Source organism: Moraxella bovoculi 237 (assembly GCF_000696305.2).
Classification (GTDB): Bacteria; Pseudomonadota; Gammaproteobacteria; order Pseudomonadales; family Moraxellaceae; genus Moraxella; species Moraxella bovoculi.
Genome location: NZ_AOMT01000017.1, coordinates 1 through 747, shown reverse-complemented (window position 1 = coordinate 747; position 747 = coordinate 1). Strand labels below are relative to the sequence as shown.

General features: G+C 33.9%; 2 protein-coding genes. Both read left to right on the top strand.

Features of this window, described 5'->3' with window-relative positions; translation table 11 throughout:
* Nucleotides 1-46: 46 nt before the first annotated feature.
* Nucleotides 47-310 carry a restriction endonuclease fold toxin gene (locus MBO_RS03960; RefSeq protein WP_160169662.1) on the top strand — a complete coding sequence of 88 codons (264 nt, stop codon included), beginning with the start codon at nt 47-49 and terminating at the stop codon, nt 308-310.
* A gap of 77 nt (nt 311-387) precedes the next feature.
* Complete coding sequence (locus MBO_RS03955; RefSeq protein ID WP_036363983.1) at nt 388-717, top strand: Imm7 family immunity protein; 330 nt, start codon at nt 388-390, stop codon at nt 715-717.
* Nucleotides 718-747 lie beyond the last annotated feature (30 nt).

Sequence of the window (747 nt, the reverse complement as noted above, 5' to 3'; positions counted from 1 at the left end):
CTCAACCCAACCTACGGGCTGACAAATTGGCTGCCAGATTAGGGGGGTGCCTAGAGTTAGATATAAAAACAGCGATAGAGAATTTGATGCTATTAGTCTTAGATATATCGCTCAAGCAAAACCAGGTAATTATAAATTCAATAAGCCCGGTAGAGATCAGGCAAAAGCAACCTTTGAGGCAGCAAGAGATAACGGAAAAAGTGTTTACTATCATTTTAATGGATCAGCACATCCAGACACTATCAGAAAATTAAATGAGTATTCAAAATATTATGGTGTTAAAGTGGTAATAGACACCAATTCATTTTAAGGAGTTTCTATGATTGAGATTCATGGTTGGGTTGTGATTAGAGACTGCTACTCCAGAAGGATGAGGGCGTCTTTGATATGAACACCATTATAAAAAACATACAAAATGCATTAAGCAATATGTTAAATGTTGTTGACATTGATTTTTCTTTAAGGGCAAAAAATGGAAGTTATCAAATTTCCATTTTTGGCAATTCCAATCATTTAGACTCATCTTATGAATATTTATTTTCATTCTTAAAATGGATTTCTAATCACGCTATAGGCTCTTATGGATTGATTTATATTCTAAATGATGAAGATGAGAAAAACCCAGACAATTTTGTTGTTTACTCTTTAAAAAAGGGTCATATTTACCTGCATAAAGATAAATTTCTTTCTCCTATAAATCCCGAAATAGAAGAATAAAATCCTAAACACCGCTCGCCTTACCGCAGG

Coding starts and splice junctions, on each gene's coding strand:
- MBO_RS03955 (WP_036363983.1), top strand. CDS start 388: ATGAACACCATTATAAAAAACATACAAAATGCATTAAGCAATATGTTA.